This is a genomic window from Streptomyces sp. CB02261, from assembly GCF_001905665.1.
Lineage (GTDB): Bacteria > Actinomycetota > Actinomycetes > Streptomycetales > Streptomycetaceae > Streptomyces.
The window spans coordinates 462,983-485,997 of the sequence record NZ_LIVX01000007.1 but is presented as its reverse complement, the minus strand read 5'-3'; the positions used below and the strand labels follow the sequence as shown (position 1 = coordinate 485,997).

Sequence of the window (23,015 nt, the reverse complement as noted above, 5' to 3'; positions counted from 1 at the left end):
CCGGGCCGCGCCGGGTCAGGCGACCGTCAGGACGATCTTTCCCGTCGTACGGCCCCGCTCGCCGAGCTCGTGGGCCTTCGCCGCGTCGGCGAGCGGCAGCACGGTGTCGACCACCGGCCTCAGCTCCCCGCGCTCCACCAGGGCCGCGATCTCGCGCAGGCCGAGGTGGTCCGGCTCGACCAGGACCCAGACCGCCCGCACACCGTCCTGGGCGGCGGGGACGCCGTCCGGGCCCGGCAGGGTGACGAGCCTGCCTCCGGCGCGGAGCAGCTTCATGGAGCGCTCGGCCGTCTCCCCTCCGAGGCCGTCGATGACGACGTCCACGCCGGAGACGACGTCCTCGAAGCGGTCCGTGCGGTAGTCGACCACCTCGTCGGCGCCGAGCTCGCGCACCAGGTCGTGCTTGGGCCCGCTCGCCGTACCGATGACGTACGCGCCCCGGGCCTTGGCGATCTGCACGGCGAAGTGCCCCACGCCTCCGGCGGCCGCGTGCACGAGGACCCGCTCCCCCGGCTGGACGTCCGCCGTGTCGACGAGGGCCTGCCAGGCGGTCAGGGCGGCGAGGGGCAGCGCGGCCGCCTCCACGTGCGTCAGGGACGCCGGCTTCGGCGCGAGGTGGCGGGCCGGTGCCACCACGTACTCGGCGTACGCGCCCGCCTGGCGCGGGAACAGCGGCATCCCGAAGACCTCGTCACCGGGCCGGAGGTTCCCCACGCCGGGGCCGACCGCCTCCACCGTGCCGGACACGTCCCAGCCGACCACCGGGACGGCGCCCCAGCCGATGAGCGCCCCGCTCTCGCGGGTCTTCCAGTCCACGGGGTTGACGCCGGCCGCGTGGACCCGCACCAGAACCTCGTTCAGGCCGGGCTCGGGACGCTCCACCTCGCGCTCGACAAGGTTCTCGGGTCCGCCCCACTGCTCCACGACCATCGCACGCATACCGTCAGCCTCTTTCGTATCCGGGTTCCGTGCCGCCGGATCCCTGCCGGCGGCGACCACCTCACGATCGGGCATCCCGCCCCGCAGCGGCATTGGCCGCCAGGCCACTATGTGACAGGATCTGGCCATGAGTACTTTCCGTGGGACAGCCGGGCGGGACGAGGGCGCGGAGCAGCGGTCGAGGCGGCACCGCATCGCCGTGCTCGCCCTCCCCGGCGTCCCTCCCTTCGAACTGGGCATCCCCTCGCGGGTCTTCGGCAGCGCCATCGACGCGGAGGGCCGCGCCCTCTACGAGATCGCCGTCTGCACGGTCGACGGCGGCCCCGTACTCAGCGACGCCGGATTCACCGTGCAGCCCGCCGCCGGGCCGGAGGCGCTCGCCGAAGCCGACACGGTGATCCTCCCGCCCACGCACGCCATGCCCGAGCTCGGCCGGGGCGGCCCGCTGCCGCCCGAGGTCGCCGCCGCCATCGCCGGCATCCGGCCCGGCACCCGGCTGGTGTCGATCTGCTCCGGGTCGTACGTGCTGGCCGCCGCCGGGCTGCTCGACGGCCGGCCCGCCACCACGCACTGGAACCTGGCGCCGGAGTTCCGCCGGGCCTACCCCCGGGTCAAGGTCGACGAGGAGGTCCTCTTCGTCGACGACGGCGACGTGCTGACCTCCGCGGGCGTGGCCGCCGGGGTCGACCTGTGCCTGCACATGATCCGCCGCGACCACGGGGCCGCGGTCGCGAACCGCGCGGCCCGCATCTGCGTCGTCCCCCCGTGGCGCGACGGCGGTCAGGCCCAGTTCATCGACCGCCCCGTCCCGGAACCCACCCTGGCCAGTACCACCGCGACCCGCGCCTGGGCCCTCGAACACCTCGCGGAACCCCTCACCCTCGCCCGGCTCGCCGAACACGCCCGGATGAGCCTGCGGTCCTTCACCCGCCGGTTCCGCGACGAGGTCGGCATGACACCCGTGCAGTGGCTCACGGCGCAGCGGCTGGAGCTCGCCAAACAGCTCCTCGAGACCACCGACCTGCCGATCGACCTGGTCGCGCACCGCGCCGGACTCGGCTCGGGGAACTCGCTGCGCGTCCACATGAGGACGGCGTTCGGCATCTCCCCCGCCGCCTACCGCCGTGCCTTCGGCACGGGCGCCCCGGCGGGGCGCGCGGAGGAGGCACGGGTGTAGGGGTGCCGTGCGTAGGCCCCGTCGTCGCGGGTACCCGCGACGACATGGTCGATCGCAACGCCCCCCAGGAACGCCGTACGGAAGCCGCCGCGGAACGCCGGACGGAGGCGCCGGCCGATCACGGGCCACCGGACGCCGAACACGCGACGGAAGCCGCCCCCGCCGACGGCGGACCGCCGCCGGTACCGGAGCCGCAGGACGTCGGGCCCGGCCCCGAGGTCGAGGAGCGCGCGCCCGACTCGCCGACCGAGCTGCCGCGACACTCCTGGGTCGCGGTCCTCAAGGGCTCGGTGCGCGAGTTCGTCGCCGACGAGCTGACGGACCGGGCCGCCGCCCTCACGTACTACGGCGTGCTCGCCCTCTTCCCCGGGCTGCTCGTCCTCGTCTCGCTGCTCGGCGTCAGCGGACCGTCCACCGCGGACAAGGTGCTGGACACCCTGCAACAACTCGCCCCAGGACCCGCCCGTGACGTGCTCGGCAAGGCCGTGGAGAACGTGCAGGGCGGCACGGGCACGGGAGCCGCCATGGCCGTGGTCGGCCTCGTGCTGGCCCTGTGGTCGGCCTCCGGGTACGTCGGGGCGTTCATGCGCGCCGCCAACAAGATCTTCGAGATGCCCGAGGGCCGCCCGGTCTGGAAGGTCCTGCCGGTCCGGCTGGGGATGACCGCGGCGCTCATGGTCATGGCCGCGGCGAGCGCCCTGATCATCGTGTTCACCGGTGACGTGGCCCGCCGGGCGGGCGACGTGCTGGGCCTCGGCGACACCGCGCTGACCGTGTGGTCCATCGCGAAGTGGCCGGTGCTCGTCCTGCTCGTGACGATGATGATCGCGCTCCTGTACTGGGGCGCTCCGAACGCCAAGGGCAGGGGCTGGCGGTGGGTCACCCCGGGCAGCGCCGTCGCCCTGTTGATCTGGATGGCCGCCTCCGCCGGGTTCGCCCTGTACGTGGCCGAGTTCGCCTCGTACAACAAGACCTACGGGACCATGGCCGGTGTCATCGTCTTCCTGATCTGGCTGTGGATCAGCAATCTGGCCGTGCTCCTCGGTCTGGAGTTCGACGCCGAGGCGCTGCGCCAGCGGGCGGTCGCCGGTGGCATGCCGCCGGGCGCGGAGCCGTACGTCGAGCCGCGCGACACCCGCGCGTGGAGCGAGGAGGACGTCCGCACCCTGCGTGACGAGTGAGCCGCCCCCGCTCGGGGGCCACACCCACGCGGAGACCACACGAGAAGGGCTGGGATCGCAGCGATGACCGGCGACGGTGCGTACGAACGCGACCGGAACTACCTCACGACACGGATCACGGCCGACGGCCGGGACGGCTACCCGGTGGAGCCCGGGCGCTACCGGCTGGTCATCGCACGCGCGTGCCCCTGGGCGAACCGGGCCGCGATCGTCCGGCGGCTCATGGGCCTGGAGGACGTGCTCTCGATGGGCGTCGCGGGACCCGTGCACGACGAGCGCAGCTGGGCGTTCCATCTGGACCCGGCCGGCCGGGACCCGGTGCTCGGGATCGAGCGGCTGCAGGAGGCGTTCTTCCGGCGCGACCCGGGGTACGCCCGCGGCATCACCGTGCCCGCGATCGTGGACGTCCCCACGGGCGAGGTGGTGACCAACGACTTCGCCCGGATCACCCTCGACCTGGGCAGCCAGTGGGCGGCCCACCGGCGCGACGGCGCACCGGACCTCTATCCGGAGCCGTGGCGCGACGAGATCGACGAGGTGGCCGAAGACGTGTACCGGGACGTGAACAACGGCGTCTACCGGTGCGGCTTCGCCGGGAGCCAGAAGGCGTACGACAGGGCGTACCGGAGCCTGTGGGAGCGGCTCGACCTGCTGGAGGAGCGGCTCTCCGGCCGGCGCTACCTGGTCGGTGACACGATCACCGAGGCCGACGTGCGGCTCTTCACGACCCTCGTGCGGTTCGACGCCGTGTACCACGGACACTTCAAGTGCAACCGGCAGAAGCTGACCGAGCTGCCGGCCCTGTGGGGATACGCGCGGGATCTGTTCCAGACGCCCGGTTTCGGGGACACGATCGACTTCGAGCAGATCAAGACGCACTACTACGTCGTCCACCACGACATCAATCCGACCGGGATCGTCCCCCTGGGCCCGGACCTCCGGGGCTGGCTCACGCCGCACGGGCGGGAAGCGCTCGGCGGGCGGCCGTTCGGGGACGGCACGCCGCCCGGACCGCCGCCGCCGTCCGAACGGGTGCCGTCACTCACCTGAGCCGGGGAGCCGGGAGCCGGGCGGCGGGCGGGGCGGACCGGGGCGGTCGCTCAGTCGCTCAGGTCGCCGGCTCCGGCGTCGGCCCCGGCGGGGGCAGCGGGCCGGGCTGCGGGAACGGGTCCGGAGGCGGGCCCGGGACAGGCGGCTCCGGCTCCGGCCGGGGCGGCGTCGGCGGCACGGGGTCGGGGCCGCCGGGCCCGGGAACGGGCCCCGGAAGCGGCCCCGGCGTGGGACCGGGCCCCGGCCCGGGCGGGGGCGTGGGGCTCGGCGGGACGGGATCGTTCGGGGGCGTGCTCATGAACCCTCCTGACGGGTATCCGTGGTCACTGTCGAACCGACGCCTACCCGCGAACGTCCTCGGCACGCGCGGGCGTGGGCCGGCCGCGCGTCTCCGCGTCGAGGCCGGTGGGGTGCCACTCGGTGAGCAGGATGGTGGCGTCGTCGCGCAACTTGTGGTCCTGGTGCTGACGCAGGCCCTGGATCAGGCGCCGCAGGGCTTCGGGCGCGGGGTCGCCCGCGGCGGTGGCGCGGATGACGGTGTCGGCGAGCCGCTCCTCGCCGTACAGGTCCCCCTCGGGCGAACGGGCCTCGATGACTCCGTCGCTGTAGAGGAGGATCCGGTCGCCGGGCTGGAGCCGCTCGGTGTGCTCGGTCGGCGGCGACGAGGCGAGGAACCCCCACCCGAGCGGCAGGTCGGGCTCCCGGGCGAGCAGCTGCGGATGGACCCGGCCCTGGCGGATCAGCAGGGGCGGCGGGTGCCCGCAGTTGACCCAGTTCAATAGGCCGTCGGAGGTGTCCAGATGGGCGACGACGGCGGTCATGAGCCGATCGGTGAACCACTCGTCCAGGATCCGGTCGATCGAGGTGACGATGTCGGTCAGCGAACCGCCGGAGCGGCGGGTCGCGCGGCAGGCGGCGAGCCCGGCGGCGCTGGCTCCGCCCGATGCGAGGTCGTGGCCCATGGAGTCGATGACGGTGAGGTGCAGGCCACTGTCGTCCAGGGTGTGGTCGAAGGTGTCGCCGCCGATGTCGTACGCCGGTTCCAGGACCGCCGACGAGGTGACGTCCGCCGTGCCGATGGTCCGCGGCGGCAGGAAGGCCCACAGCAGCTCGGCCTGCACCGTCATCGCCCGTGTGCGCTCCGCCTCGACGAGCAGGTCGCTGTGGGAGGACTTCGACACGATGAGCAGGGCGGCGACACCGGCGAGCACCTCGGCACGCGCGAGCACGACGCCGTCCAGCGAGGGCGCCGTCACCATCAGGACACCCAGCCGCTCGACCCCGTCGATCATCGGCAGCCAGGCCGTCCCGCCGTCCCTGGACCGCTGCATCCGCTGCGTGCGGTAGGCCAGGCCCGCCAGGGACGTGTCGACGTCGAGCGCGGGCTGGGCCCCGGCGTCGGGCTGCGGCAGGGCGACCAGCCGGATCTGCTGGAGGTCCGCCACGTACATGGCCGTGCCCCGCAGCCCCATGCGCCGGCCGGCGTCCTGGACGAGGCCGGCGAGTTCCCGTCCGGACAGCAGATGGGAGCGGGCAAGCAGTCCGGCAAGGACATCCTCGTACGTCGACACACGACCTCCGCGGCTCTCCTCAAGGCGTCTCGCGGCGCGGTGGCGTTGCGCGGCCCTTCCGTCCCCCCGGGGGGTGGGTATCAGGCTACGCAGACTCGCCGCGGGTCGCCTCCTCAGGCCGTGTGAGCCGGGTTGCGGCGAGGGGGGTCACCGCCGGTGGACCACCCGCGGGGACCGCCTCCTCAGGCCACGTGTGCCGGGCTGCGGCGGGGGTCCCCGGTGGGCCACCCGGCGCACCGCCCGCCGGAGGGCCCAGCGCACCCCCCACATCGCCAGCCCCAGGAGCAGGCGGCGGACGACGGCCGGAGGTGTCCAGCGAGTGAGGGATCGGCTCCGTCTGGCGGGCTTCACGCGTACCTCCTGATGCCGGGAGCGGGCCGGAAACACTCACCGCCGGCGTCGGCGGGGAGGCGAGGTCTCGTCCTCTTCCTCGGGCTCCTCTTCCTCCTCCTCGGGCTCTTCCTCCTCGTCGCCTTCTTCCTCCTCTTCGGGCTCCTCCTCCTCGTACTCGCCCTCCTCGTCGGGCTCCGCCTCTTCCTCCTCCTCGGACTCGTCGACGTAGCCGTCCTCGTCCGGCTCCTCGCCCTCGTCCTCCTCGTCGGTCTCCTCGCCCTCCTCGTACTCGTCCTCCGCGCCTTCCTCGCCCTCTTCCTCGCCTTCCTCGCCTTCCTCCTCGGCCTGCTCCGCTTCGAGGGCGTCCTCGTGGGAACGGACGACCTCGCCGTCGCGGATCTCGCCGCGCCAGCCTTCCGGCTCGTCGGTGTTGAGCGTGACGTACCGCAGGAAGTGCTTGAAGTCCAGGCGCAGACGGCGGCCCTGCGCCCGCCAGATGTTGCCGGTCTTCTCGAAGAAGCCCGCCGGGTGGTACTCGACGATGAGGACGATGCGGGTCAGCGTCGGTGTGAGCTCATGGAAGCTGACGCACCCTCGGGTGCTTCCCTTGGCACCCTCCGACGTCCAGACGATGCGCTCGTCGGGTATCTGTTCCTGGACGGTGGCCTTCCAGGAGCGCGAGGAGGGGCCGACCTTGACCTTCCAGTCACTGCCGGTCTCGTCGTCGCGCGAGACGTCGCGGACGCCCTTGGCGAAGCTGCTGAAGTTCTCGTACTGCGTCCAGTAGTCGTACGTCTTGCGCAGCGGCAGACCGACGTCCATCGCCTCGACGATGTTGACGATCTTCCCGCCGCCGCCCTTCCGACCCTTGCCCTTGCCGAACAGGTTGGACGCGGTCTCGGTCACCTTGTCCTTGATGTTGCCGAATTTCTGGCCCGCGAAGGCCTTCAACGGCGAGTCGCCCTTCAGGATCCGGCCGCCGATTCCGGCGACGTCGGAGAGCTTGCCGCCGTTGTCGGCGACGTCGTAGAGCTGGTCGGTGATGTCACCGAGCTTGTCCGTCGCCTTTCCGGCCAGTTGGTCCGCCTGAGCGCCCAGGTACTGGGTCAGCTCGCCGAGCAACTTGTCGAACCCGGAACCGGATTCCTTCTTCTCGGTGTCGCGGTCTGACGTTGCCATGTCCTACCTCCGCGCGGACTGCTTGCGGGGCGCCGTCTTCTTGGCGGCCGCCTTGCGTGCCGGGCTACGGCTGGTGGTCTTCTTGGCCGCCGTCTTGCGTGCGGTGCTCTTGGCGGGGGTCCGCTTCCTCGGTTCCGCCGCGGACTTCTTGGAGGCCCTCTTCCTGGCGGGGGACGCCGACTTGGCGGCAGGCTTCCCGTTCGCGGTCTTCTTCGCCGGCGCCCTCTTGGCCGGTGCAGCCTTCTTGGCGGGAGCCTTCTTGGCGGGGGCCGACTTCTTCGCCGCCGCTGACTTCTTGGCCGGGGCCTTCTTGGCCGGCGCCTTCTTGGCGGGAGCCTTCTTGGCGGCGGCCTTCTTGGCAGGAGCCTTCTTGGCCGGCGCTGACTTCTTCGCCGGTGCTGCCCTCTTGGCAGGAGCCTTCTTGGCGGGTGCCGCCTTCTTCGAACCGCCTTCCCGTTGCGCGGACTTGCCACCGCGACCACGGGACGTCGGACGGGCGGGCTTCGGCGGGGGCGGCGGTTCCTCTTCCTCTTCCTCTTCCTCGCCTTCCTCCTCCTCGGGTTCCGGCTCCTCCTCTTCCTCTTCTTCGGGCTCCTCTTCCTCTTCTTCGGGCTCCTCTTCGGCTTCCTCGGGCTCCTCTTCCTCTTCCTCTTCCTCTTCCTCGGGCTCCTCTTCCTCTTCCTCGGGCTCCTCTTCGCGTTCCTCCGGCTCCTCTTCGGCTTCCTCCTCGGGCTCCTCCGCCCCTTCCTCCTCCTCTTCCTCTTCGTCCTCCGGCTCCTCGTCCCCCTGTTCCGCTCCTTCGTCCTCCTCTTCCTCCTCTTCTTCCTCCTCCTCGTCCTCGTCCTCGTACGGCTCCTCGTCCTCGTCCGCGGCCTCGTCCTCGTCCCGCCCGCCGCCGGAGCGAGTGAGGTCGGCGGTGCGGGCGCTCAGGGAGTCGGCGAGGTCGGCCAGCTTGCGGTCGGCGGCGACCTTGAGGGCCTGCTTGCCCGCGTCGAGGGCTTCTCCGCGCAGCTGGTCGCCGAGTTCGGCGAACTGCGGCATCTCCTTGGCCTTGGAGAGGCCCGCCTTCAGCAGCTGTCCCGGTTCGAGGCCGAAACGACGGCCGGCCACATAGGTCGCCACGGCGAACGCCATGCGGCCCTTCTTGGCCCGGCCGAGTACATAACCACCGGCCAGGGCGGCTGCGAGTGCGACTTTGGTCGTGTCCTGCATGATCATCCCTTCGACAGGGTGCGTGCGGACCTGGTGATGACGCCTGGCCTTCAGGAGCTCCTGCCTTCGACAAAAGGCTTATAGGCGCATTTAGTGACATTCTAGGTTCTAAGAGGCGGTCTCCCCAGGGGAGTGCTCCATGGCAGAAGGTGAAGGGCGCGAGCGGCAGACGCCGCGTCGTGCTGCCTCCCGACGGCGCTCGGGCGTGCGCAACGCCGCGTCGGCCATGAAGTCGGCGGCCGAGCAGCTGGCTCAACTCCTCGGCAGACCGCCCGACTCCGTCTCGTCGCTCAAGCCGACACAGGACGGCTGGGAGGCGCAGGTGGAGGTGGTGGAACTGGAACGCATTCCGGACACCGCCAGCGTGATGGCCAGCTACCGGGTCGCTCTGGACGAGGAGGGCGAGCTGATCTCCTACGAGCGCACCCGCCGCTACAGCAGAGGAACGATCGACCGGCCGACCTGAGTACGGGCCGCCGAGGGAAGGAGGCGCCATGACCATGGTGCCGCAAGGCGGCAGCGCCGTCGCCCGAGGGGGCGGCGGCAACACGAGCAGCCTCTACGACGTCCTGGAGCTGATTCTCGACCGGGGTCTGGTCATCGACATCTTCGTCCGGATCTCCGTGGTGGGCATCGAACTGATCAAGATCGACGCGCGCATCGTGGTGGCCAGCGTCGACACCTACCTCCGCTTCGCCGAGGCATGCAACCGCCTCGACCTGGAAGCGGGCCGCAACGCCCCCGCCCAGCTGCCCGACGTCGTGGGGAACATGATGGAGGGCGGCGCCCGCGGCAAGTCCAAGGGCGCCCTGAGCGGAGCCGTCGAAGCGGTGTCCGACTCCCTGACCGGCGGATCCTCGAAGGACGAGGAGCCGGAGGAGGAAGAGGAGGAAGCGGAGACCCCTAGGCGACGGCGCCCGGCACGGCGCACGGCACGCCGAGAGAAGGAGTAGCCGATGGCGCTCTACGTGTACTCGATCACCGCTGGGGAGCACCCACGGCACCTGGACGGTCTGAGCGGTGTCGGTTCACATCCGGCGTCCTTGCAGACGGTCACCGCGGGACCCCTGTGCGCGGTCGTCAGCGAGGTCTCCGAAGAGATCCGGCCCAAGCGGCGGGACCTCCTCGCCCACCAGGAGGTGCAGGAGCGCCTGATGTCCGAAGGGCCGGTCCTGCCGCTGCAGTTCGGCTACATCGCTCCTGACGAGACGACGGTCCGCCAGGTCCTGGAGGAGAACGAGGACGGCTACCTCTCGGCGCTGCGACGCGTCGAGGGCTGCGCCGAGTACCACGTGCGGGCCTTCCAGGAGGACGAGGAGCCGCTGCTCCTCCAGATCCTCAAGGACTCGGCCGAGGCGGGGGACCTCCACCGCCGGATCCGCGGCGGCGACCCCGACCCGCAGCTGCCGCTCGCGCTGGGGGAGCTGGTGGCACGCGAGGTGCAGGCGCGGCAGGAGGTGCTGGCCGGCGGCCTGTCCGAGGCGCTGCTGCCGTTCGCCCGTGAGCACGTGACCCGTCCGCCCACCGGAAACGACTTCCTCAATCTCTCGCTCCTGGTGGCGGACGAGCGGAAGGACGCCTTCCTCACCGCGCGGGACAACCTGGCCCGCGAGATCGACGGCGGCACCGGCCTCCGGTTCGCCGGTCCCCTGCCTCCATACAGCTTCGTACAGGCCTCGGCGCCATGAGTACGTCATGAGTGCCGTGAGTGCCATGACTGAGGAGGACGACCCGTGGGACTGCTGACAAGCCTGCTGACCCTGCCCGCCGCCCCGGTCCGGATGGTCACCTGGGTCGCCCAGCGGGTCGTCGACGAGGCCGAGGAGGCCTACTACGACCCCGCCCCGGTCTGGCGCGAGCTCGGCGAACTGGAGCGGAGGCTGCTCGCGGGAGAGCTGACGGAGGAGGAGTTCGACCTCCGGGAGGACGAGCTGCTCGACCGGCTGGCGGAGATCGAAGAGTTCCGGAACCGGACCGTCTGACCGCGGAAGCGAGGCCCCCGTCGTGAGTGAACCGCTACCCGGCCGAACCGGAGGCTTCCCCTCCCGCGCCCCGATGCCGTACGGGTCGAGCTCCACGTCCAGCCTCGCGGACATCCTCGAGCGGGTCCTGGACAAGGGCATCGTGATCGCGGGCGACATCCGCATCAATCTGCTCGACATCGAGCTGCTGACCATCAAACTGCGGATCCTGATCGCCTCCGTGGACAAGGCGAAGGAGATGGGGATCGACTGGTGGGAGCACGACCCCTCGCTCTCCTCCCGGCACACCGGAAGCCCGCTGGAACAGGAGAACCGCCGCCTGCGGGCCGAGCTGGAGGCCCTGCGCCGCGACCGGACGGGCGAGCCGGAGCCCGTCGAGAGCGGCGAGGACCGCGGTGAGCCCGGCGACGCGGCACCCGGTCCGGGGGCCGGGACGAAGCGGAGGCGTCCGCAGTGAGCACCGGCCAGGACTTCCTCACCTACGTCTACGCCGCCGTCCGGCCCACCGAGGCCCTGCGGGGGCTTCTGACGGACGTGCACGGCATCGACCGGGCACCGGTCACGCTCCTGACCGAGGCCTCCGACGCCGTCGCGCCGGCCCCCTCCGGCGCCCCCGCCACACCGGCCCCCTCCGACGACGCCCCCGACGTCCTCGCGTTCGTCGTCAGTCCGGTCCCGCGCGGTGACTTCGACGAGGCCGCTCTCAAGGAGCACTTCGAGGACCTGCGGTGGCTGGAGAACGTCGCCCGCGCGCACCACGACGTCGTCCAGGCCGTCGCCGCCCGCGCCACCGTCCTCCCCCTGCGCATGGCCACCGTCTACGAGGACGACAGCCGGGCCCGCGGAGCCCTCGTACGGCAGCGCCACGTCTTCGCCGCGCGACTCGCCCAGCTCGACGCCCACACCGAGTACGGCGTCAAGATCTATCTCCCCGCCGCTTCCGACCCCGCCGCCCCCACCGCCTCCGCATCCGCCGCCGACAGGCCTCCCACCGACCAGAACGGTGCCGAGTCCCTGTCGCCCGGCAAGGCGTACCTGCGGCGGCGCGGCATCCAGCACCACGCCCGCGAACGCGTCTACCAGCAGGCCCAGGAGGCCGCGCGGACCGTCGAGGCCATCGCCGCCCGCTACACCTCCGAGCGGGTGCGGCACGCGCCGCAGAGCGGTGCGCTGACCGGTCCCCGGGAGAACGTCCTCAACGACGCCTACCTCGTCCCCGACCGGAACGCCGACGAGTTCCGCGCCGCCGTCACCCACGCCACCCAGGACTTTCCCGACGTCCTCGTCGAGGTCACCGGCCCCTGGGCCCCGTACTCCTTCGCCATGCCGGCTGCCGAGGACCCCTCCCCCGGCGACGCGGGCGACGTCCGGGAGCCGGCGCCGTGACGCTCGCGGAGCGGCACGAACCGCTGCCCGGCCGGCAGGTCGCCCTGGTCGACCTCCTGGACCGGCTGCTCAGCGGTGGAGTGGTCATCACCGGCGACATCGTCCTGTCCATCGCGGACATCGACCTCGTCCGGATCTCACTGCGCGCGCTCATCGTGTCCGTCGGCTCCGAGACGGCGCCCCCCGGCGGGCGGGACGGCGGCCCCCCGTGAGCAGTGACCCCGCCGCCCCGCGCCAGGGCCTCCAGGACGTCGGCGCCGCCATGTCGCGGGCCTTCCGGCTCGCCCAGGCGCCGCCCGCCCCCCACGAGGGCGGGGCGCACCGCCCGGCCCACCGCGTGCGTGCCGATCGCGAGACCGTCGAGGAGGACCTGCTGAAACTCGTCCTCACCATCGTCGAGCTCCTGCGCCAGCTCATCGAGCGGCAGGCGCTGCGCCGCGTGGACGCAGGGGACCTCACCGACGCCCAGGAGGAGGAGCTCGGAGCGACCCTCCTGGCCCTGCACGACAGCCTCGCCGACCTGTGCGCCGAGCACGGTTTCGCGCTGGAGGACCTCAACCTCGACCTCGGCCCGCTCGGCCCCCTGCTGCCCCGGGACTGAGGGGCCCCGCCGGCCGCTCAGGCCTCCGCGGGAGCGCGCCGGAAGCGGGGGCGCAGCCGGCGCCGGCGTTCACGGGTATGGCGGTCGAGTTCCTCCATGAGGCGAAGGCCCCGGTGCTCGGGGTCCAGTTCGTCGAGGACGCGGTCGATCTCGGCGAGCAGGGCTCCGTACAGCTGCCAGCGTTCGGGTTCCTTCAGGGCGAGGGCGAGCAGCAGGTCGGCGGCGCCGCCGCGGCAGGCGCGAGCCGCGCGGAGCTCGCCCGCGAGCCGGGTCTCGGCCGCCTCGGCCGCCTCGCTGCCGGGAGCCGTGACGAGTACGGCGAAGCTGACGAAGGCGTCGGCGGTGTGCTGCGCCGTCTCCTGCAGGGCGAGGGCGGTCGGTCGGGGCAGCAGCTCGTCGCCGTCCCGTTCCTTGGCCAGATCGGTGAGGGTACGGGTGAGGACGCGGAGCACGACGGCGCAGATCTCCAGGGTGTCGAGCCCCGTGCGCAGCACGATGCGGTGCAGCAGGCCCTCCTTGACGCGGGGGTTGAGGCGCAGGCTGTCCTCGGCCGTGCGCAGGGCGCCGTCCACGTCGGCCACGTCGTTGTCGAGCCGTCGCGCCTCGTGCAGCTTGGCCGCGGCGCGCTCGACGGGGGGCGCCCCCGCGAACTCCTCCGCCACGTCGAGCAGCAGCCTCCGCATCCGCCGGGCGAGGTCCTCGATCGACTCGCCCGCCGTGTCCACCCAGACGGGCGGGGCGAGCACCAGGTTGAAGAGCATGCCGACGGTGGCGCCGATCAGGGTCTCGAGGACGCGGTCCCACGCCGTGTGGGCGACCTGCGTGACGCCGAGCACCAGCATGGCGCTGATGGCGACCTCGGGGATGAACTCCTCCACCTTCACGAGCCGTCCCACGAGGAGGGAGGCCAGGATGACCAGGGCGAGGCTCCACCAGGAGAGTCCGACGAGGACGCTGAACCCGATGGCGATGAGGACGCCGACGACGACGGAGTTGACCCGGCGCAGGCTCGTGGTGAGGGTCGAGTAGAGCGTGACCTGCACGACGAGGAGCGCGGTCAGCGGTGCGGTCAGCGGCGCCGGTTCGCTGCTGAGCCAGAGCGCGACGACGTACGAGAGGGTCGCCGCCGCCGTCGACCGCACCGTCTGTACGACGAACGGATCCTTCCGCAGCCGCCGCCCCAGCCGGGCGTACCGGGCGCCCCGCTCACTGCGTTGCGTCACGTGCTACCTCGCTTCGCTCACGGTGTCCCGCTCCACCCGAGCGTGCCACCCCTCCCCCGCCGCCGGGCTTCGGCACACCGTGCGCCGCCCACTGCCCTCCGTACGGGGCTTACCGGCATGCGCCTGCCCAGGCGTACGGAACCCACGCAGCCCGGACGATCACCGGGCCTCGGCCGCGCGGTCCGATGCGGCGGGACGGTGCGTCGGGTCAGCAGGCCTCGGCCGCGAGGTCCTCGAAGGCCTCTCTCGTCATGGTGCCGTGGAGGGTCAGTACCTCGCCGGGCGGCACCTCCGCGAGCCGACGGGCGTCGAAGGTCACGGTGCCGTTGTAGACGTAGGAGTCGTCGGGGTCGGCGAACCCGAGTTCGTACCGGTGGCCCGGTTGCGGGGTCCGGGGGCCGCGGGTCTCGGCCGCCCAGGACGGGGGCGGGGTGAAGAGCGGGAAGTCCGCCGCCTTGTGGACCCCTCGGCTGTCCCAGCCGATCCAGGGTTCCTCCGTCGCCGACGCCTCCGGCGCGGGGTCCTCCGCGTCGTCCGACGAGGCCTCGCCCGACGGGCGGACGACGGTGCCGTGCAGCCAGGGGCTCGCTATCCGGCCGTCGTCGTCGCACGAGCGCAGCAGCGCCTGTACGGTGCCCCGCTGGTCGACGTACACCGCCGCCAGGGGCCGGAGCTCCGGTGAACATCCCGCCGCCGACAGCAGGATCGCGCTGCTCAGCGCGGTGGCGAGGCACACCCGCCGCGCCCTTCTCGTTCCGGCGTCCACCGTTCCGCCTCTCCCCCGAGCGCCCGCGCAGCCGCGTCCGGGCGCGTCCGTCCGGCGCCCAGTCTCCCAGGAGGGCATCCGCCTGAGGACGCAATAGGTATGTTGACATAGCTATCTTCGAATACGTAAGGTGCCGACGTGCCCGAGAATGCGTCCGACGAGGACATCCGCCGCGTAGCCGCAGGGCTCGTGGCCTGTCTTCCGGCGCTCTCCCGGGCTGTCGAGCGGCGGGTGGACCTGGACGACTCGTACCCCAAGCCCGCCAAGCCGTCGGAGGCGCAGCTCGCGCTGCTGCGGCTCGTGGAGACCCGCGGCGGCATCACCGTGCGCGACGCCGCCGAGGCCCTGCTGATGAAGCCCAACAACGTCAGCGCGCTGGTCGGGCAGCTGACCGAGCAGGGGCTGCTCGAACGGCGGCAGGACCCGGCCGACAAGCGCGTCGCCCGTCTGCACCTCACCGCGACCGCCCGGCACGAGATCGCCGAGGTGGAGCACCTCATGGGCACTCATGTGGCCCGCGCGCTGCGTGCCCTCAGCGACGGTGAGCTGGACGCCCTCGGCTCCGCGCTCGGTGCCCTCGGCTCACTCAACCGGCAGCTTCACCGCCCGGCGCGCTGATCAGGCCCGCCGGGCCCTGACTGCCCGGCGCCCTCGGGCTCCCCGAGCGCGGCTTGGCCCGCGTTCCGTCGACGGCTGCCCCTGAGCACCCCCTGATCCACCCCTGCCCCGCCCTTCTGACACGTAAGGAATGGCTCCGCCATGCCCTCCGCACCCCCGGCAGCTCCGCCGGCCCACGCCCACGCCCCGGTCCCGACTCCGGCCGGCGGCCCACGCTCCAACCCGTGGCTGACCCTGGTCGCCGTCGCGTTCGGCCTCTTCATGGTCGGTCTCGACGGCTCGGTCGTCGCCATCGCCAACCCGGAGATCGGCCGGGACCTGGGCGCATCCACGGCGAATCTGCAGTGGGTCACCAACTCCTATCTGCTGGCGCTCGCCGCCGCGCTGATCCTCGGCGGCAAGCTGGGAGACCGGTTCGGCCGCCGCACCTTCTACCTGATCGGCGTCGCCGGGTTCACCCTCGCCTCCGTCGCCATCGGTCTGGCCGGGTCCATCGAGGGCGTCATCGCCTTCCGCGCCGTCCAGGGCTTCTTCGGGGCCCTGCTCATGCCCAACACCCTCGGTCTGCTCCGCGCCGTCTTCCCGCCGAAGAAGTTCGGCATGGCCGTCGGGATCTGGGCCATGGTCTCCTCCGTGTCCACGGCGCTCGGGCCGATCGTCGGCGGTCTGCTCGTCGAGCACGTGAACTGGGAGTCGGTCTTCTACATCAACGCCCCCATCGGGGTGATCGCCCTGGTCTTCAGCATGGCCGTCCTGCCGCAGAGCCGGAACGCCTCCGCCGCGCGGGAGCCGTTCGACCTGGCCGGCGTGGTCCTCCTCGCCGCGGGTCTGCTCGCCGTCGTGTTCGGCGTCGTCAAGGGTGAGACCTGGGGCTGGACTTCGGCCGGCACCCTGGGTGCCATCCTCGCCGGTGCGGCGGTCCTCGCGGTCTTCGCCGGGTACGAGACGCGCGTCGCCTCCCCGCTGCTCCCGATGCGTCTGTTCCGCAACCGCGCGCTCGCCATCGGCACCGTCATCACGGCCCTGAACTTCTTCGTCCTGCTCGGCGTGATCTTCTTCGTCATGATCTACCTGCAGAACGTCCGTGGTCTCTCCCCCGTCGAGGCGGGCGTGCGGACGCTGCCGCTGAGCCTGGCCTCCGTCGTCGCGTCCCCGCTCGGCGCCGCGCTCACCGAACGCTTCGGCCCCCGGCTCACCATGCCGCTCGGCATGGCGCTGCAGGCCACGGCCTGCTTCGCGATGCTCGGCTGGAGCCCGGAGTCCTCCACCGCCGTGATGTGGCCGCCGTTCATCGCGCTCGGTCTGGGTGTCGGCATGGTGATGGCGTCCTCGTCCGACGCGATCGTGGGCAACGCCCCCGTGAAGGACGGCGGCGTCGCCGGCGGCCTCCAGGCCACGGCCCTCCAGATCGGCGGGGCGCTCGGCACCTCCGTGCTCGTCTCCCTGATCAGCAGCCGCGTCGGCACGACGCTGACGGGTGAGCTCGGCTCCGCCGGGGTCCCCGCGCCGATGGCCACCGGGCTGCACGAGGCCAAGGACGCCGTCGCCATGGGCGTCGCCCCCGTGAACGCCGACATGCCCGCCGCTCTCAGGGCAGCCGTCACCGAGGGCAGCCACGAGGCCTTCATGAACGGGGTGCACACCTCGGTACTCGTCGCGGGCACGCTGTGCGTCCTCGGTGCCGTGCTGGCCGTCGTCGGGGTACGGCGCCGCACCCCCGAGGCCGAGGCCCTGGGGTGACTCCATGAAACGGCTCGTCCGGGAAGAGGCCGAACGGCGAGCCCGGCGGCGGGACATGGCGTACGCGGGAGAGCTCGGCGGGCGGCTCGCGCGGGGGCTCGACGCGCCGCCGAGCTCCACGAGATCGACGACCACGGCCTCGCCGCCCTGGGTTGGCGCGGGTAGCGGCGGAGGCGGTCGGCGGGCGGGGGCCCGTACCCCTAGCCGGCGATGTCGAGGGCCGTGCCGTACAGGCGGTCCACCTTCAGGCGGATGACCACGCGCCGTTCGGCGGTCTGCTGGGCCAGCCAGGTCTCCTCGTCCTCCGGCCTCGCCGCTTCGGGGATCATCGCGAGCAGTTCCCGGCCGACCGCGTCGCCGGGGGCCGTCGTCGGGTCGGAGACCTCGGCCTCGCCCTCGGCGACCGCGAACGACCAGACGTCGTCGCCCCGCACGTGCAGCGCCGCGTGCGGGTCACGCCGCAGATGCGTCACCTTCACCCGGTCCGCGGTCGTCGAGAAGCGGGCGACGCGGGCCTCGGGGTCCCAGCTGTACAGCATCGTGGTCAGATGAGGGTGGCCGCTCCGCTTGACGGAGGCGAGCGTGCCGAACTGCTGCGTGCCGAGCAGCTCGGAGAGGGCTTCGTCGGACAGGGGGCGGGGCGCGGGTCCTTGGGTCATGCCGGTGCCAACTCCCCCGGTCCGCAACGCATTCCGATTCGCGCGGACCACTTTCGCGGTCAGCGGGCGCCGTACACCGGCCGCGGGGGCTCGGAGTCGGCGAGGAGTCTCCGGGCCGTCTCTCCCGCCTCCACCGGCGTCCAGCGCGCGCCCTTGTCGGCCGTCGGGCCGGGGCGCCAGCCCTCCATGACGGTGATCCGGCCGGCCTCGGCCTCGAAGACCCGGCCGGTGACCCCGGCCGACGCGGCGGAACCCAGCCACACGACGAGGGGCGAGACGTTCTCGGGGGCCATGGCGTCGAAGGCGGTGCCGCCCGGGGCGGCCATCGTCTCCGCGAAGGTCCGCTCGGTCATCCGGGTGCGGGCGGCGGGGGCGATCGCGTTGACCTGGACGCCGTAGCGGGCCGTCTCGGCGGCCGCGACGAGGGTGAGCCCGACGATCCCGGCCTTCGCGGCGGCGTAGTTGCCCTGACCGACACTGCCGAGGAGCCCGGCCCCGGAGCTGGTGTTGACCACACGTGCCTCGGGTGTGCGTCCGGCCCCGGCCTCGGCGCGCCAGTGCGCCACGGCGTGCCTGAGCGGCAGGAAGTGCCCTTTGAGGTGGACGCGCATGACGGCGTCCCAGTCGTCCTCGCCGAGGTTGACCAGCATGCGGTCGCGCAGGAACCCGGCGTTGTTGACGAGGGTGTCGAGGCGGCCGAAGGCGTCCAGGGCGGTGGCGATCAGCGAGGCCGCGCCGTCCGCGGTGGCGATGTCGCCGCCGTGGGCGACCGCCGCCCCGCCCGATGCCGTGATCTCGTCGACGACCCGCTGGGCGGGTCCCGTGCCCCCGCCCGTGCCGTCCAGGCCGACACCGAGGTCGTTGACGACGACCCGGGCGCCCTCGGCGGCGAAGGCGAGCGCGTGGGCGCGGCCGAGGCCGCGGCCCGCGCCGGTGACGACGACGACGCGTCCGCCGCACAGTCCGGTCATGGTGTGTTCCTCTCGCTGGGCGTGTGGTCGGCGGTGGCGGCGTCGAGGAAGGCGGGCCGTTCCCCGCCGCCGTGCACGGGCAGGCTGGCGCCGCTGATGTACGCGGCTCGGTCGGAGGCGAGGAAGACGCAGGCGTCGCCGACGTCGGCGGGCTCGGCGAGCCGGCCGAGCGGCACGGTGCGGCCCACGGCGGCGATCCCGTCCTCGTCGCCGTAGTGCAGGGCGGACAGTTCGGTGCGCACCATGCCGAGGACGAGCGTGTTGACCCGTACCCGGGGGGCCCATTCGACCGCCATGGAGCGGGCGAGGTTGTCCAGGCCGGCCTTGGCGGCTCCGTAGGCCGCGCTGCCCGGTGAGGGCCGGGTGCCGCTGACGCTGCCGATCATGATGATGCTCCCGCCCCGGTCCTGATGGCGCATCAGCTCGTACGCGGCGAGCGAGACGGTCAGCGGGACGAGGAGGTTCAGCTCGACGACCCGGGCCTGCTGTGCGGCTCCCGCGTCGCCGAGCAGCCGGAAGGGCGTGCCGCCGGCGTTGTTGACGAGGACGTCCAGCCTTCCGTGGTCGTCGCGCACCCGGGCGAAGAGGGCCGTGACCGCAGCCGGGTCGCGCAGGTCCACGGGGAGGTGGCGGGCCGTGCGCCCCGCCGCCTCGACGGGCGCGTCGGGAGGGCGGCGCGCGCAGGTCACGACCTCCGCGCCCGCTTCGAGCAGGGCTCTGGCGATTCCGGCGCCGACGCCCCGCGTCCCGCCGGTGACGACGGCGACGGATCCCGACAGATCGATGACGACGGCCAAGGGACACCTCCCGCAGCGTGCGCTGCGCTGCTATCTTCCGCCTAACAAACGTTTGGTGGAAAGGTAGCTGATCTCCTCATGGGTGTCTCCACCTCCGTCCCCGACGAGGGCGTCGCCGTCGTCACCGTCGACTTCCCACCCGTCAACGCCCTCGCCGTCCAGGGCTGGTACGACCTCGCCGCCGCGGTCCGCGCCGCGGGGGCCGACCCGAAGGTGCGCTGCGTCGTGCTCACCGCCGCGGGCCGCGGCTTCAACGCCGGCGTCGACATCAAGGAGATCCGGCGCACGGCCGGGCACGACGCCCTCATCGGCGCCAACCGCGGCTGCTACGATGCGTTCGCGGCGGTCTACGACTGCGAGGTGCCGGTGGTCGCCGCCGTGCACGGCTTCTGCCTCGGGGGCGGCGTCGGCCTCGTGGGCAACGCCGACGCGATCGTCGCCTCCGACGACGCGACCTTCGGCCTGCCCGAGCTGGACCGGGGCGCGCTCGGCGCGGCGACGCACCTCGCCCGGCTCGTCCCCCAGCACCTGATGCGGACCCTGTACTACACCTCGCGCACGGTCACCGCCGAGGAGCTGCACCGGCACGGCTCGGTGTGGCGGGTGGTCCCGCGCGCGGAGCTGACGGCCGCGGCGCTCGGTCTGGCGCGGGAGATCGCCGCCAAGGACGGACAGCTGATCCGGCTCGCCAAGGCGGCCATCAACGGCATCGACCCGGTGGACGTCCGCCGGAGCTACCGCTTCGAGCAGGGCTTCACCTTCGAGGCGAACCTCAGCGGCGTCGCCGACCGTGTGCGCGGCACGTTCGGCACGGGCGGGCGCACCGGCCGGGGCGACGCCCTCGGCACGGACCGGAAGGAGCGGACGTGAGCGGGGACAAGACGATGACCGCGGACGAGGTCGTGGGCCGTCTCCGCAGCGGGATGACGATCGGCATCGGCGGCTGGGGCTCTCGGCGCAAGCCGATGGCCCTGGTGCGGGCGCTGCTGCGGTCGGACGTCACCGATCTGACCGTGGTCTCGTACGGGGGCCCGGACGTCGGGCTGCTGGCCGCCGCCGGGAAGATCCGCACGCTGGTCGCGGCCTTCGCGACGCTCGACTCGATCCCCCTGGAGCCGCATTTCGGCGCGGCCCGGCAGCGCGGGTCCCTCGCGATGGTGGAACTGGACGAGGCCATGGTCATGTGGGGCCTGACCGCCGCCGCACAGCGGCTGCCGTTCATGCCCGTCCGGGCCGGGCTCGGTTCGGGCGTGATGGACGTCAACCCGTCGTTGCGGACGGTCACGTCCCCGTACGACGACGGCGAAGAGCTCGTCGCCGTGCCCGCGCTGCGCCTGGACGCCGCCCTGGTCCACCTCAACCGCGCCGACGTGCACGGCAACGGCCAGTACCTGGGCCCCGACCCGTACTTCGACGACCTGTTCTGCGAGGCCGCCGACACCGCGTACGTCTCCTGCGAGCGGATCGTGGAGACCTCGGAGCTCCTGAAGGACGCGGGGCCGCAGACGCTGCTGGTCAAGCGCGCGTTCGTGCACGGTGTCGTCGAGACCCCGAACGGCGCGCACTTCACCTCCTGCGCCCCCGACCACGACCGGGACGAGACCTTCCAGCGGGCGTACGCCCAGGCGGCCCGCGACCCGGAGGCCTGGCGGGCGTTCACCGCGCGGTTCTTCTCCGGCGACGAGGACGCGTACCAGGCCGCGGTGGCGGCCTTCCACGAGGAGGAAGCATGAGCGGCACCCGTACGCGTACGGTCACACGGGCCGAGTACTGCGTGGTCGCCTGCGCCGAGGCGTGGCGCGGCGCAGGCGAGGTCCTGGCCGCTCCGATGGGGACCGTCCCGACGATCGGCGCCCGGCTCGCGCGGCTCACCTTCTCCCCGGACCTGCTGCTGACCGACGGCGAGGCGCTGCTCGTCGGCGACGTGCCGGCGGTCGGTGCCGTCCCCCGGGTGGTGGAGGGCTGGTTGCCGTACCGCCAGCACCTGTCCCTGGTCGCCACCGGGCGGCGGCACGTGATGATGGGCGCGAGCCAGCTCGACCGGTACGGCAACCAGAACATCAGCTGCGTCGGCGACTGGCACCGGCCCCGGCGCCAGCTCCTCGGTGTGCGCGGCGCACCGGTCAACACCCTGAACAACCCGACCAGTTACTGGGTGCCCAGGCACTCGCCGCGGGTGTTCGTCGAGCGGGTCGACCTGGTCTGCGGCGTGGGGTACGACCGGGCCGCCGCGGCCGGCCCCTCCGCGACCCGGTTCCACCGTCTGCCCGACGTCATCAGCGACCTGGGCGTCTTCGACTTCGAGACCCCGGACCGGGGCATGCGCCTGCGCTCGCTGCACCCCGGCGTCACGGTCGAGCAGGTGACGGAGGCCACCGGCTTCGCACTCACCGTCCCGGACGGGGTGCCCTTCACCCGCGATCCCACCGCCGAGGAGCTGCGGCTGATCCGCGAGGAGATCGACCCGATGGGGCTCCGGGACCGCGAGGTGCCGGCATGAGCGACGCCGCTCTCTCCACCGCCCTCACCGAACTGGTCGGCGTACGGCACCCCGTCGTCCAGACCGGCATGGGCTGGGTGGCCGGTCCCCGCCTGGTCACGGCGACCGCGAACGCCGGCGCCCTCGGCATCCTCGCCTCGGCGACGATGACCGTCGACCAGCTCCGCTCCGCGGTGCGCGAGGTCAGGTCCCGCACGGACGCGCCCTTCGGCGTGAACCTGCGGGCGGACGCCGGGGACGCCGCCGAGCGCGTCCGGATCATCGTCGACGAGGGCGTACGGGTCGCCTCCTTCGCGCTCGCCCCCTCCCGGGAACTGATCGCGCGGCTCAAGGACGCGGGGGTCGTCGTCATCCCCTCCGTCGGCGCGCGGCGGCACGCGGAGAAGGTCGCCGCGTGGGGGGCCGACGCGGTGATCGTGCAGGGCGGGGAGGGCGGTGGCCACACCGGGAGCGTCGCCACCAGCGTCCTGCTGCCCCAGGTCGTGGACGCCGTGGACATCCCGGTCGTCGCGGCCGGCGGCTTCCACGACGGGCGCGGCCTGGTCGCGGCCCTCGCCTACGGCGCGGCCGGGATCGCCATGGGCACCCGCTTCCTGCTGACCTCCGACAGCACGGTCCCCGACGCGGTGAAGGCCAGGTACCTGGCCGCGGCGGTCACCGACGTCACCCTCACCACGAAGGTGGACGGCCTGCCCCACCGGATGCTGCGCACCGAGCTCGTCGACGCGCTCGAACGCTCGGGCCGCGCCGCCTCGCTGGTCCGGGCGGTCCGGCACGCGGCGGCGTTCCGGCGTGAGTCCGGGGCGAGCTGGGCGCGGATGGTCCGCGACGGGGTGGCGATGAAGCGCGGCCGGGACCTGACGTGGAGCCAGGTCCTGCTGGCCGCCAACACCCCGATGCTGCTCAAGGCGTCGATGGTGGAGGGCCGTACCGACCTGGGGGTGATGGCCGCCGGGCAGGTCGCGGGCCTGATCGACGACCTGCCCTCCTGCGCCGAACTCGTCGACCGCGTCATGACCGAGGCGCGCACGACGCTGCGCGGCCTGTCCCACACGGGCTGACCGGCCACCTCGGCACCACTGTCCCTCACGAGCCGACCACCCACCCCGGCTCCACGCCCGGTCCGCCCT

The 23,015-nt window shown here is 72.8% G+C and carries 26 protein-coding genes; 17 read left to right on the top strand and 9 right to left on the bottom strand.

From position 1 onward, the window contains the following. Positions 1–15: 15 nt before the first annotated feature. A complete protein-coding gene (locus AMK29_RS24785; RefSeq protein WP_073816861.1) occupies positions 16–939 on the bottom strand; it encodes an NADP-dependent oxidoreductase in 924 nt (307 codons plus the stop codon). A 127-nt stretch (positions 940–1,066) separates the two neighbouring features. On the opposite strand from AMK29_RS24785, the gene AMK29_RS24780 reads away from it, so the two are divergent. From AMK29_RS24780 to AMK29_RS24770, 3 genes are all read left to right on the top strand, one after another. After that, on the top strand, positions 1,067–2,116 hold the full coding sequence (locus tag AMK29_RS24780) for a GlxA family transcriptional regulator (protein WP_073816858.1): 1,050 nt from the start codon (positions 1,067–1,069) through the stop codon (positions 2,114–2,116). A gap of 44 nt (positions 2,117–2,160) precedes the next feature. After that, entirely contained in the window at positions 2,161–3,297 is a 1,137-nt protein-coding gene (locus tag AMK29_RS24775; RefSeq protein ID WP_079197136.1) for a YihY/virulence factor BrkB family protein, read from the top strand. Between the two features lie 63 nt (positions 3,298–3,360). After that, positions 3,361–4,347: a glutathione S-transferase family protein gene (locus AMK29_RS24770; protein WP_073816855.1), complete on the top strand. Its 987-nt coding sequence runs from the start codon at positions 3,361–3,363 to the stop codon at positions 4,345–4,347. 341 nt (positions 4,348–4,688) lie between these two features. On the opposite strand, the gene AMK29_RS24760 is transcribed toward AMK29_RS24770, so the two are convergent. The 3 genes from AMK29_RS24760 to AMK29_RS24750 form a co-directional block, all read right to left on the bottom strand. Further along, positions 4,689–5,918: a PP2C family protein-serine/threonine phosphatase gene (locus AMK29_RS24760; RefSeq protein ID WP_079197112.1), complete on the bottom strand. Its 1,230-nt coding sequence runs from the start codon at positions 5,916–5,918 to the stop codon at positions 4,689–4,691. 387 nt (positions 5,919–6,305) lie between these two features. After that, positions 6,306–7,430 carry an SRPBCC family protein gene (locus tag AMK29_RS24755; protein WP_073816849.1) on the bottom strand — a complete coding sequence of 375 codons (1,125 nt, stop codon included), beginning with the start codon at positions 7,428–7,430 and terminating at the stop codon, positions 6,306–6,308. 3 nt (positions 7,431–7,433) lie between these two features. Further along, the gene (locus AMK29_RS24750) at positions 7,434–8,642 is read right to left on the bottom strand and encodes a hypothetical protein (RefSeq protein ID WP_073817243.1); all 1,209 of its coding nucleotides are present in this window, start codon (positions 8,640–8,642) and stop codon (positions 7,434–7,436) included. 139 nt (positions 8,643–8,781) lie between these two features. On the opposite strand from AMK29_RS24750, the gene AMK29_RS24745 reads away from it, so the two are divergent. From AMK29_RS24745 to AMK29_RS24710, 8 genes are read left to right on the top strand one after another with little or no spacing between them, the layout of a single operon-like run. After that, entirely contained in the window at positions 8,782–9,108 is a 327-nt protein-coding gene (locus AMK29_RS24745; protein WP_073816845.1) for a gas vesicle protein GvpO, read from the top strand. A gap of 28 nt (positions 9,109–9,136) precedes the next feature. Further along, entirely contained in the window at positions 9,137–9,595 is a 459-nt protein-coding gene (locus AMK29_RS24740) for a gas vesicle structural protein GvpA (RefSeq protein ID WP_073816842.1), read from the top strand. A 3-nt stretch (positions 9,596–9,598) separates the two neighbouring features. Next, positions 9,599–10,330: a GvpL/GvpF family gas vesicle protein gene (locus AMK29_RS24735; protein ID WP_073816839.1), complete on the top strand. Its 732-nt coding sequence runs from the start codon at positions 9,599–9,601 to the stop codon at positions 10,328–10,330. 45 nt (positions 10,331–10,375) lie between these two features. After that, positions 10,376–10,624 carry a gas vesicle protein GvpG gene (locus AMK29_RS24730; protein ID WP_073816835.1) on the top strand — a complete coding sequence of 83 codons (249 nt, stop codon included), beginning with the start codon at positions 10,376–10,378 and terminating at the stop codon, positions 10,622–10,624. Positions 10,625–10,646: 22 nt separating this feature from the next. Continuing rightward, positions 10,647–11,081: a gas vesicle protein gene (locus AMK29_RS36815; protein WP_073816831.1), complete on the top strand. Its 435-nt coding sequence runs from the start codon at positions 10,647–10,649 to the stop codon at positions 11,079–11,081. After that, positions 11,078–12,010: a GvpL/GvpF family gas vesicle protein gene (locus tag AMK29_RS24720; protein WP_073816827.1), complete on the top strand. Its 933-nt coding sequence runs from the start codon at positions 11,078–11,080 to the stop codon at positions 12,008–12,010. The genes AMK29_RS36815 and AMK29_RS24720 overlap by 4 nt, the downstream gene beginning before the upstream one ends. Continuing rightward, positions 12,007–12,222 carry a gas vesicle protein gene (locus AMK29_RS24715; protein WP_073816824.1) on the top strand — a complete coding sequence of 72 codons (216 nt, stop codon included), beginning with the start codon at positions 12,007–12,009 and terminating at the stop codon, positions 12,220–12,222. Before AMK29_RS24720 ends, AMK29_RS24715 begins: the two co-directional genes overlap by 4 nt. Beyond that, positions 12,219–12,611 (top strand): gas vesicle protein K, encoded by a 393-nt coding sequence (locus tag AMK29_RS24710; RefSeq protein ID WP_073816820.1) that lies wholly within the window; start codon positions 12,219–12,221, stop codon positions 12,609–12,611. Before AMK29_RS24715 ends, AMK29_RS24710 begins: the two co-directional genes overlap by 4 nt. Positions 12,612–12,628: 17 nt before the next feature. Here the strand turns inward: AMK29_RS24710 and AMK29_RS24705 are convergent, their stop codons facing one another. Beyond that, positions 12,629–13,834, bottom strand: a complete 1,206-nt coding sequence (locus tag AMK29_RS24705) for an FUSC family protein (protein WP_073816817.1) — start codon at positions 13,832–13,834, stop codon at positions 12,629–12,631. 208 nt (positions 13,835–14,042) lie between these two features. Then, the gene (locus tag AMK29_RS24700) at positions 14,043–14,600 is read right to left on the bottom strand and encodes a hypothetical protein (RefSeq protein WP_241845681.1); all 558 of its coding nucleotides are present in this window, start codon (positions 14,598–14,600) and stop codon (positions 14,043–14,045) included. A gap of 138 nt (positions 14,601–14,738) precedes the next feature. Between AMK29_RS24700 and AMK29_RS24695 the strand changes: the two genes are divergently transcribed. Then, positions 14,739–15,218 carry a MarR family winged helix-turn-helix transcriptional regulator gene (locus AMK29_RS24695; RefSeq protein ID WP_073816810.1) on the top strand — a complete coding sequence of 160 codons (480 nt, stop codon included), beginning with the start codon at positions 14,739–14,741 and terminating at the stop codon, positions 15,216–15,218. Between the two features lie 141 nt (positions 15,219–15,359). Next, the gene (locus tag AMK29_RS24690; protein ID WP_073816807.1) at positions 15,360–16,958 is read left to right on the top strand and encodes a DHA2 family efflux MFS transporter permease subunit; all 1,599 of its coding nucleotides are present in this window, start codon (positions 15,360–15,362) and stop codon (positions 16,956–16,958) included. 200 nt (positions 16,959–17,158) lie between these two features. Here AMK29_RS24690 and AMK29_RS24685 read toward each other — a convergent pair whose 3' ends face one another. Genes AMK29_RS24685 through AMK29_RS24675 form a run of 3 tightly spaced genes read right to left on the bottom strand, consistent with a single transcriptional unit; the run spans position 17,159 to position 19,385 of the window. Next, positions 17,159–17,617 carry a pyridoxamine 5'-phosphate oxidase family protein gene (locus tag AMK29_RS24685; RefSeq protein WP_073816804.1) on the bottom strand — a complete coding sequence of 153 codons (459 nt, stop codon included), beginning with the start codon at positions 17,615–17,617 and terminating at the stop codon, positions 17,159–17,161. 59 nt (positions 17,618–17,676) lie between these two features. Beyond that, positions 17,677–18,588 carry an SDR family oxidoreductase gene (locus tag AMK29_RS24680; protein WP_073816801.1) on the bottom strand — a complete coding sequence of 304 codons (912 nt, stop codon included), beginning with the start codon at positions 18,586–18,588 and terminating at the stop codon, positions 17,677–17,679. Then, complete coding sequence (locus AMK29_RS24675; protein ID WP_073816797.1) at positions 18,585–19,385, bottom strand: SDR family oxidoreductase; 801 nt, start codon at positions 19,383–19,385, stop codon at positions 18,585–18,587. Before AMK29_RS24675 ends, AMK29_RS24680 begins: the two co-directional genes overlap by 4 nt. 78 nt (positions 19,386–19,463) lie before the next feature. On the opposite strand from AMK29_RS24675, the gene AMK29_RS24670 reads away from it, so the two are divergent. Genes AMK29_RS24670 through AMK29_RS24655 form a run of 4 tightly spaced genes read left to right on the top strand, consistent with a single transcriptional unit; the run spans position 19,464 to position 22,946 of the window. After that, the gene (locus tag AMK29_RS24670) at positions 19,464–20,255 is read left to right on the top strand and encodes an enoyl-CoA hydratase family protein (RefSeq protein ID WP_073816793.1); all 792 of its coding nucleotides are present in this window, start codon (positions 19,464–19,466) and stop codon (positions 20,253–20,255) included. Positions 20,256–20,269: 14 nt separating this feature from the next. Next, positions 20,270–21,118: a CoA transferase subunit A gene (locus AMK29_RS24665; RefSeq protein WP_073817241.1), complete on the top strand. Its 849-nt coding sequence runs from the start codon at positions 20,270–20,272 to the stop codon at positions 21,116–21,118. Beyond that, a complete protein-coding gene (locus tag AMK29_RS24660) occupies positions 21,115–21,885 on the top strand; it encodes a CoA-transferase subunit beta (RefSeq protein WP_073816790.1) in 771 nt (256 codons plus the stop codon). The genes AMK29_RS24665 and AMK29_RS24660 overlap by 4 nt, the downstream gene beginning before the upstream one ends. Next, positions 21,882–22,946 carry an NAD(P)H-dependent flavin oxidoreductase gene (locus AMK29_RS24655; protein ID WP_073816785.1) on the top strand — a complete coding sequence of 355 codons (1,065 nt, stop codon included), beginning with the start codon at positions 21,882–21,884 and terminating at the stop codon, positions 22,944–22,946. The genes AMK29_RS24660 and AMK29_RS24655 overlap by 4 nt, the downstream gene beginning before the upstream one ends. The last annotated feature ends 69 nt before the right edge of the window (positions 22,947–23,015 follow it).